Origin of the sequence: Dolichospermum circinale AWQC310F, assembly GCF_000426925.1 — a bacterium.
GTDB lineage: Bacteria > Cyanobacteriota > Cyanobacteriia > Cyanobacteriales > Nostocaceae > Dolichospermum > Dolichospermum circinale.
Genome location: NZ_KE384711.1, coordinates 105,629 through 114,465 on the forward strand (window position 1 = coordinate 105,629; position 8,837 = coordinate 114,465).

The window sequence follows — 8,837 nt, forward strand, 5'->3', positions numbered from 1 at the left end:
TTATGTCAAGAAATTTGTGGAATGTGAGATAGAGTTAATTGTCTACCGAAATATAGAAGTAGGAGAAGAAATTACTGCTAACTATAATGGTTCTCCTGAGAATCAATCTCCTATATGGTTTGATGTTGTTGAAGAAATATCTCCAACTTTAGTAAAGATTGAATAATTGGATATTCTATCAATTAACCAATCTGAGTTGGATATTAAAGTTAAGAATGAAAAGTTGATCACGGAGATTTATGGGGTTATTTATTGGTCTATGTTATGACTTGAAGATAGAATATATTAAGGCTGGTTTCAGCACTACTGAAGTGATGGAATTTGATGATGAAGAAACAATCATCGGTTTAGAAAAAGCACTTGGTGATTTGGGTCATCAAGTAGAACCCATTGGTAATGGTAGAGAACTGGCACGGAGGTTAGCAAATGGAAAACGCTGGGATTTAGTATTTAATATCGCTGAAGGAGTAAAAGGGCGATCGCGTGAAGCGCAAGTTCCCGCAGTTTGTGAGTTATTTGACCAGCCTTACACATTTTCTGATCCTCTCACCTGTGCCTTGACCTTAGATAAAGCATTGGCTAAAAGAATAGTGCGCGATCGCAGTTTACCAACAGCCCCCTTTATCGTGGTTAATAATCTTACAGAAGCCGCTAACATTAACCTACCCATACCACTTTTTTTCAAACCCGTGGCTGAAGGTAGTTCTAAAGGCATAACTGGTCAATCTTTAGTTAAAGAACAGTCTGAATTAATTACAACTTACCAAGCATTGCACAGCCAATTTCAACAACCTATTCTTGTAGAAACTTTCCTCCCCGGTCGAGAAGTAACTGTAGGGATTATTGGTAATGGCAGTAATACTAAAGTAGTGGGAGTAATGGAAGTAATTTTTACAGACCAAGCGGAAACAGAGGCCTATACAACTTTGAATAAAAAGGAGTATTTAGAGAGGGTAGCCTATAAATTACTAGTAAATACTGAATCATTAGCCATACAAGCAGAGCAACTAGCTCTAGACGTTTATCATACCTTTGATTGTCGTGATGCTGCTCGTGTAGACTTACGTTGTGATGCTGATGGAGTATTGCATTTTTTGGAAATCAACCCCTTACCAGGATTAGATCATATCTACTCAGATTTACCAATTATGGGGCGTTTGGCAGGTGTGACATATACAGAAATTATTAGTGCCATAGTTAATGCAGCATGGCAAAGATACAGCATATTGCAGGTAAATGAGGTACAACCTTATAATCACAAAACCTGGCAGCGAGGCTGTTTTACTGCTGGTAGCTGAAAGCTGTCTGTATTAAAGTGAATGAGCAAGTTTAAATATCTATCAAATCATAGTAAGTAGGTGAACACAATAAAACCAAACTGTGTAAATAAATGTAAAATCGCTGAAAACTTCTTTACTCTTGCCTATTGCCTATTGCCTCTTGCCTTGCTATAACAACAATTTTCAACGCCAACCTACTTAATACAATCTTTTGACGAAAATATAATGAATATTATTGGTTTTATAAAAACAGTCAGCAAATATATTTATCCATACAAATGGGTGGCGTTATTTTTGGTAATTGGTCGGATATTTGAGGCAGGATTTAACGCCGGAATTGGTGTGAGTTTTAAATTCATTATTGATCAGGCAATTATTCCCCAAGATTATGATTTGCTAATTCTTATTTTGTTATTTCTTGGTATAGGAGCAATTTTCTTAATTATCATTATTTTGCTAGTTGATTATTTTGATGCCCGGTTGAGTATTCTCATTCTTAATAAACTACGTGAGGATTTGTTTGCTCATATTCAAAACTTGTCAATGGATTTTTTCGGCAGAAATTCAGCCGGGAATCTTGTTAATCGGTTTCTGGCTGATGCGGAAAAGGTTGAATACGGTGTTATTCAGGGCATGACTGTCATATTTCTAAATATTAGTAATATGATTTTTTCAGGTATTTATTTATTTTATCTCAATTGGAAATTAGCTATTTTGAGTTCTGTTGGTTTAATTATTTGTGGTTTTGCACCCACTATAATTATCCGTTTTGCAACTGAGGTAGGTTATGAACTCAGAGAAAAGGAAGGATATATTGCTAGTGTCATAGAAGAAAATATTCTTTCTCAACCTGTAATTAAAATATTTGGGCTAGAAACCAGAATGTCAGCCAGTTTTACTGGCCAATTAGGAGAATTGCAGCAGGTATATGTTAAGTCCAAGTTTTTATCTTACTTAGTGCAAAGAATTCCTGAAATTACTTTTATCTTAGTGCAGATAATAATTTTGGGTATTAGCGCAATTATGACATATTGGCATTGGATTTCAGTGGGAACATTAGTTGCTAATCAGGTGTTATTAATCGGATTAAATTCTACTATTAATTATTTTAGCTGGGGACTACCTCATTTAGTCAATGGTGCGGCAGGAATGCAACGTATCCAGGAAATTTTAGAAGAAGTTCCTACAATTCAGGATGTGCCAGAAGCAGTAGATTTACAGGCTTTTGAACAGTCAATTTATTTTGATAATGTGTCGTTTAAATACAGTGAAAATGGCAGAGGACTTGAAAATCTGTCTTTAAAAATTCGCCAAGGTGATTTTGCCGTCTTTGTTGGCGCAAGTGGTGCGGGTAAAAGTACAATTGTGAATCTGTTGACGCGATTTTATGATCCTCAAGAGGGGAAAATCTTATTTGATGGTGTGGATTTAAGTCAGGTAACTGTAAAATCTCTGCGATCGCAAATTGGTTTAGTATCTCAAGAGGTAATATTATTTAACTGCTCAGTGCGGGAAAATATCCGTATGGGTTTTTTAGAAGCCACTGATGAACAAGTAGAAACCGCAGCTAAAGCCGCAGAAATCCACGATTTTATCTTATCTTTACCTCAAGGTTATAATACAACAGTAGGCGATCGCGGTGGACAGTTATCAGGGGGACAGCGGCAAAGAATCGCTTTAGCTAGGGCATTGGTGAGAAATCCGGCAATTTTGATTCTTGATGAAGCTACATCAGCTTTAGATCCTGTCACAGAAGCAGAAATTCTCACTACCATTGAGCAAATTGCTAAGGAGCGCACAGTTATTGTCATCACTCACCGCTTGACTCAAGCTTTACGTGCAGATGTGATTTTTGTCTTAGAAAATGGAGGTATAGTTGCTTCTGGTTCTCATCCCGATTTGCTTGCACAAAATGGACTATATTCGACATTCTGGCAGGTGGTATCAGCTTAGGTATGCCAATGCCTTATAGATACTGTACAATTAATTATGTAGCTGGCTGATAAAATATGCAAGATACCCTCACTATTACCATTAAACCAGAACTAAAAGCAGCACTTTTAGAAATTACTCAAGCTCAAGGTATCTCCTGATAGCTTGGTTGGTAAAGCCATTGAGGATTACATCTTTACCCACCAATTCCGCACACTGCGTTCTTATTTGATGGACAAGAATTAAACAGGTTATACCGATGAGGAAATTTTTGAGATAATTTCATGAAGCTAGTTCTAGATACTAATGTTCTGATTGCTGCTGTTACAGCACTACAAGAGTTTTATGAGGTACATATTTAGCGGGCAAGATGCCCGCACAAGAGTTTCATGATTCAACTTTGTACCTCATCAGAGCGGAAAACGCTGTAATAACAGTAATCACTCAATTAAGCTAAAATGGAATAAATAGCAAAATCTTCGCCAGTATATGGTTACATCAGCACAAACCACAACTCAAACCTTATACGACCAAGACTATTACCTGTGGATAAGAACAACCATTAACCAACTTCGCACAGGACAATTTTCTGCGGTTGATTTAGAGAATTTATTAGAAGAATTAGAAACTATGGGTAGAAGTGAGAAACGAGCAATTGAAAGTTTATTAACTAAGTTGCTTGTACATCTACTAAAACTCAAATGTTGGGATAGTGAAAGAGAACGTAATCAGGGACATTGGCTAGGAGAAATTAGGACATTTCGCAACCAGATTAAGAAATCTCTTAAAGATAGTCCAAGTTTAAAACCTTACATTTTAGAAATATTTGACGAATGTTATCAAGATGCTAGATTAGAAGCATCAGATCGTTCTCAACTTCCCCTTGATATCTTCCCTCTTATCCCCATTGCTTCATTAGCACAAATTTTAGATGATTGGTTGCCAATAGAAAAAAATCAAGGCTGAAATTTTTTCCTCTTTCCCTAACTTCAGATTTGAGAGCCAAACTAAAATCAAAAGGACATTGTACTAAAGGGTTTTACTGCTGACTGTTGACCGCTGAAAGCTGCTGTATGTAATTTACATCCTGAATAGAACCGTTATAGAACCGTTATCATAGTACATAAGTTCTATATTTCCCCATTAACTCCCACTTGAAAATTCATCCCTAAGATTCTTTACTCTTATCTTTATCAGTTGCTACATAGAGTCCTAAACTGTAGATGAGAATTGAAAAGCAGTCGGGAGAAATTTTGTGAAAAAAGTTTTAGCAATTATTCTTGGTGGGGGTGCGGGTACTCGGCTTTATCCGTTAACCAAGCTTCGCGCCAAACCAGCAGTACCAGTAGCCGGGAAGTATCGCTTAATAGATATTCCCGTTAGCAACTGCATCAATTCGGAAATATTCAAAATCTATGTCCTCACTCAATTTAACTCAGCCTCCCTGAATCGTCACATTGCTCGTGCTTACAACTTTAGTGGGTTTAGCGATGGATTTGTAGAAGTGTTAGCAGCACAACAAACCCCAGAAAACCCGAACTGGTTTCAAGGTACGGCTGATGCTGTGCGTCAGTATATCTGGATGTTACAGGATTGGGATGTAGAGGAATTTCTGATTCTTTCTGGTGATCATCTCTACCGTATGGATTACCGTCAATTTATCAAGCGTCATAGAGATACAAATGCGGATATTACACTTTCCGTAATTCCCATGGATGATCGTCGGGCTTCGGATTTTGGCTTAATGAAAATTAATCAAGCCGGAAGAGTAATTGACTTTAGCGAAAAACCCAAAGGGGAAGCTTTAGCGCAAATGCGTGTTGATACTACCATATTAGGATTAACGCCAGAACAAGCTCAATTACAGCGATACATCGCCTCCATGGGGATTTATGTCTTTAAAAAAGATGTTTTGATTAAGTTGCTAAAAGAATCTTTAGAACGGACTGATTTTGGTAAAGAAATTATTCCCGACGCAGCTAAGGATCATAACGTTCAGGCCTTCTTATTTGATGATTATTGGGAAGATATTGGGACAATTGAATCTTTTTATGAAGCCAATTTAGCTTTAACTAAGCAACCCCTCCCTCCCTTTAGCTTCTACGATGAAGCAGCACCAATTTATACCCGCGCTCGTTATCTACCACCCTCTAAACTGTTGAATTGCCAAATCACAGAATCTATGATTGGTGAAGGTTGTATCTTGAAAGATTGCCGTATTCAACATTCAGTTTTAGGAGTGCGATCGCGGATAGAATCAGGATCTACAATTGAAGAAACCCTGATCATGGGGGCTGACTATTATCAACCATTTGTCGAAAAACAATGTAGCTTAGAAGAAAATGATATTCCCGTCGGTATTGGTACAGACACCATTATTCGTCGTGCCATCATTGATAAAAATGCCCGCATTGGTCACGATGTGAAAATCATCAACAAAGACAACATCCAAGAAGCAGAACGGGAAAAACAAGGCTTCTACATTCGTAGTGGCATTGTCGTCGTTCTCAAAAATGCTGTCATTCCCCATGGAACAATCATCTAGTTAGTCAGTTGTTCGTCGTCGGTTGTTCCTGATTTTTTTACCACTAACAACTGACAAATGACAACTGACAAATGACCACTGACTCCTGACCACTGACCACTGACTAATGACTAAATTAATTTTACTGATTGGTCTTCCTGGTAGCGGTAAATCAACCTTAGCAAAACAACTATTAACAGAATGCTCCCAGATGCAGCTAATTTCCACAGATGCCATCCGGGGGCAGCTTTTTGGTTCTGAAGCAATTCAAGGGGCTTGGCCGCTAATTTGGCAAGAAATAGAACGACAATTTCAACAAGCCATAAACCTAGATCAAGGAGTGATTTTCGATGCTACCAACGCCCAAAGGAAAAATCGTCGAGAAGTGATTACCCTAGCCCGTGATTTTGGCTCGACTCACATTACCGGAATTTGGCTCAGAACGCCAATCTGGCTATGTTTAGCCCGAAATCAAAGACGAATGCGTCAAGTTCCCGAACACATCATTTTCCGAATGCACCGCCAAATCCGGGATGCTCCTCCCAGCTTAGAAGAAGGAATAGATGAGTTGATTTATTATTCACAATGGCAAGAGTGCGGGAATTTCCCTGGTACATTCGGCAAAAACCACACTTAACTTTGGGAACTTTTTGTTAATTTAATATTTAGACTCTTTTGAGCATTAGACCAAGAAAACAGTAGTTCTTATATTTTAGAAAAAACATAACCTAAATTTCCACAGGAGGCTAGTAAATGGCTGCAACCGACTTTAAAGATTATTATGCAATTTTAGGAATTACTAAAACCGCCACATCGGAAGAAATTAAACAAGCTTTTCGCAAACTAGCCCGTAAATATCATCCTGATGTTAACCCCAACAACAAACAGGCCGAAGCAAAATTCAAAGAAGTAAATGAAGCCTACGAAGTCTTATCAGACCCAGATAAACGCAAAAAATACGACCAATTTGGTCAATATTGGAAACAAGCCGGTCAAGGTTTCCCCTCCGGTGGTCCTGGTGTTGATATGGGCGGCTTTGACTTTGGACAATACGGCAGTTTTAATGACTTCTTAAATGAATTATTTGGTGGCGCTGGCCCTCGCAGTGGACGACAAACCGCCGCAGATTCTACCTCCACCGGGAGAACGGGTGGTAGATATGGGGGTTTTAACGATTTTTCTTTTCAAGACGCTGCTAGAACACAAGACACAGAAGCAGTGATTACTTTAACTTTAGGTGAAGCATTTTCCGGTGTCGAAAAACGATTTAGTTTAGGTAGCGAAACTATTGATGTGCGTATCCCTGCTGGTGCTAAAGCTGGTACTCGTTTACGGATTAAGGGAAAAGGCCAAATTAACCATCAGACCCAACAACGGGGAGATTTATACTTGAAAGTGGAATTACAACCCCATTCCTTTTTCCAAATCGAAGGTGATCATCTCGTCTGCGAAGTCTTCATTACCCCTGATGAAGCTACATTAGGAGCAGCTATTGATGTTCCCACCCCCGACGGTCATGTTAATGTCAAATTACCAGCAGGAGTTCGTTCTGGTCAATCTCTGCGCCTACGTGGTAAAGGTTGGCCTCTAACTAAAGGTGGACGCGGTGATCAATTGGTCAAAGTAGCGATCGCTCCGCCAAAAGACCTCAATCCCCAAGAAAGGGAATACTATGAGAAAATCAGGGCTATCCGTACCTATAACCCCCGCAGCCATTTGGCACAAGTTAAATTGTAAAGATTGTTGACAATATTCCCCATAAAAATCAGCTAAAATTGTCATTTTGTCTCCCCTGTTAATAATTCAGAGTCGTGAAAACTCTCGAAAATGCTTCACTTCTTTTCCTACCTTATGGGATCTGGTCACAGCATAACGGGGTATTTTATTTCTGAGAACACCCCTATTCAAAAATATATACTTACTTTCTCATGATCTAGCTTGCTTTTAAAGTTAGGTTCATGGTACAATAGCAGGCGATTGATGATTGTATTAATTTGCGTACTAACATCAATTGTTAGCTTTTTTGTATCGGTATTGCAGTTTACCCATTCCGAGTCACACCGGGAAAAATAGCTTCAGGGCATTTGCCCAGAAAACTATTAAGGGCGCTTTGGGGATTTTCCTCAAAGTATAGCGTTAGCCTAGCGGCGCGTTAACGCGATATTGCCGAGTTAGAAACTTTTGTTTCTAGGACTCTATGTCCGGGTATATCATCAGATGTCCTAGATTCAAGTATCTGTATATAGACTTTCGCCACCGCATAACAAACATCTTGTGAGGAGTGATATTTTGAATAGCAAAAAGCATTCTGTTATACCAAGTAATAATTGGATACAGTTTATCTATCTAGGTTTATGGCTAACCCTACCCACCTTGTTCCTGACCACAGCCATTTCAGTTAATTCCGCATCTGCCGCAGATGACATAGTAACTGAAAACCAGAACAGCGAATTAAGCATAGATAAAACTGCAAAAGCCACTGCTGTAACCGATACCAAACAGGTAGTCGCCGCCGCAGAATTAGAAAAAACAGTGCCATCTGTTCCTGAGCAAAAACAACCACAGCTAATTGCACAAACAGGAGACGGTAATCCGGATGATGTTAATAAAATCCGCCAGGATTTACTAATTGAACCCCTGATTAAGATCAAAGTAGCACCACCAACTAAGCCCACCTACCCACCCGGACTCAGTTTTGCTGCCCCCAGTGCCTTCGGGGCTAATATGGGTGACGCATTTCTAGGGACATCAGCAGCCTTCTTCGGCACCAGAGATACGGAGTTGGATGGGAGTATTAGCGCCGGTTTTGGTTTAGGAAATTCCCAGAAACTAGTTGGTCTAGAATTTGGTTTCAACAACGGTAGTATCAAAAACTTTGGTTCTAATGGTACCTTTGACTTCAAAGCTCACCGCATTGTCTATGCTAAAGGCAGCAATCAAATTGGTGTAGCTGCTGGCTGGAAAACCTTTGCTCAGTACGGTAATGAAAGTATTAGACCTTCCAGTGCCTATGGTGTGGTGACAAGTTACTCCCTTTTAAAGCCTAATGACCCCGTGAATAAAATGCCCATCTCCTTCTCAGCAGGGGCCGGGGGTGGGGA

General features: G+C 39.3%; 7 protein-coding genes. All 7 read left to right on the top strand.

The window, feature by feature from the left end:
• Positions 1-239: 239 nt before the first annotated feature.
• Positions 240-1,298: a D-alanine--D-alanine ligase family protein gene (locus ACIR310F_RS23165; RefSeq protein WP_071604844.1), complete on the top strand. Its 1,059-nt coding sequence runs from the start codon at positions 240-242 to the stop codon at positions 1,296-1,298.
• A 207-nt stretch (positions 1,299-1,505) separates the two neighbouring features.
• Positions 1,506-3,233, top strand: a complete 1,728-nt coding sequence (locus tag ACIR310F_RS0118650) for an ABC transporter ATP-binding protein (RefSeq protein ID WP_028085125.1) — start codon at positions 1,506-1,508, stop codon at positions 3,231-3,233.
• 468 nt (positions 3,234-3,701) lie between these two features.
• Positions 3,702-4,178, top strand: coding sequence for a DUF29 domain-containing protein (locus ACIR310F_RS0118660; protein WP_028085126.1), 477 nt, complete (start codon positions 3,702-3,704; stop codon positions 4,176-4,178).
• A gap of 289 nt (positions 4,179-4,467) precedes the next feature.
• Entirely contained in the window at positions 4,468-5,757 is a 1,290-nt protein-coding gene (locus ACIR310F_RS0118665; protein ID WP_028085127.1) for a glucose-1-phosphate adenylyltransferase, read from the top strand.
• Between the two features lie 106 nt (positions 5,758-5,863).
• Entirely contained in the window at positions 5,864-6,373 is a 510-nt protein-coding gene (locus ACIR310F_RS0118670; RefSeq protein WP_028085128.1) for an AAA family ATPase, read from the top strand.
• A gap of 116 nt (positions 6,374-6,489) precedes the next feature.
• Complete coding sequence (locus tag ACIR310F_RS0118675) at positions 6,490-7,473, top strand: DnaJ C-terminal domain-containing protein (RefSeq protein WP_028085129.1); 984 nt, start codon at positions 6,490-6,492, stop codon at positions 7,471-7,473.
• A gap of 552 nt (positions 7,474-8,025) precedes the next feature.
• A partial coding sequence (locus ACIR310F_RS23175) for a hypothetical protein (RefSeq protein ID WP_231387603.1) occupies positions 8,026-8,837 on the top strand: 812 nt, incomplete at its 3' end.

What these genes read in the sequence shown, in the direction of transcription:
- ACIR310F_RS0118660 (WP_028085126.1), top strand. Translation starts at nt 3,702, where the DNA reads ATGGTTACATCAGCACAAACCACAACTCAAACCTTATACGACCAAGAC.
- ACIR310F_RS0118650 (WP_028085125.1), top strand. Translation starts at nt 1,506, where the DNA reads ATGAATATTATTGGTTTTATAAAAACAGTCAGCAAATATATTTATCCA.
- ACIR310F_RS0118675 (WP_028085129.1), top strand. Translation starts at nt 6,490, where the DNA reads ATGGCTGCAACCGACTTTAAAGATTATTATGCAATTTTAGGAATTACT.
- ACIR310F_RS0118670 (WP_028085128.1), top strand. Translation starts at nt 5,864, where the DNA reads ATGACTAAATTAATTTTACTGATTGGTCTTCCTGGTAGCGGTAAATCA.
- ACIR310F_RS23165 (WP_071604844.1), top strand. Translation starts at nt 240, where the DNA reads ATGGGGTTATTTATTGGTCTATGTTATGACTTGAAGATAGAATATATT.